We start from the raw sequence: 512 nt of genomic DNA on the forward strand, positions 1-512 counted from the left end.
AGAAATTCAAGGTTGTCAGAGAAGTAGAAAGCATAAAGCTAACCTACCTCTCATCTTTTTATAAAATACTTACCAAGGAAGCGAAGTGCCGTCGTAATTGATGAATTGACCAGAGTGTTCAACGGTGCTTTGGTCAATAACTTGTGCCAGCCCTTGAGCTGATGTCTCTGCATCTATAAGTGCATTTGGCCCACCCATTGCGGTGCGTACCCAACCAGGGTGCAAAGCAAGGACAGTAAAACCGTCAGGCGTTAAGTCATTGCTTAAGCTTTTGACGACGGAATTGAGTGCCGCCTTTGACGAGCGATAAATATAGCCGCCACCCGATGTATTCTCCGTCATACTCCCGACTTTTGAAGAGATGCAGGCGATTTTTTTCAACTGTCCTTGTTGCAGTTGTGGATAGAGCGTTTCGACCAGTTTAAGTGGCGCTATCGTATTAATCTCAAGTACTTTACGCCATTCATCCACATTGGTGTTTCCAAACCCATAACCTTTAGGGCCGTAGTAAC

General features: G+C 44.9%; 1 protein-coding gene. It reads right to left on the reverse strand.

Annotated features, from left to right (window positions below; genetic code table 11):
• Positions 1 to 69: 69 nt before the first annotated feature.
• A partial coding sequence (locus R7Q46_RS30460; protein ID WP_318078751.1) for an SDR family NAD(P)-dependent oxidoreductase occupies positions 70 to 512 on the reverse strand: 443 nt, incomplete at its 5' end.

The organism is Vibrio sp. 811 (assembly GCF_033339195.1).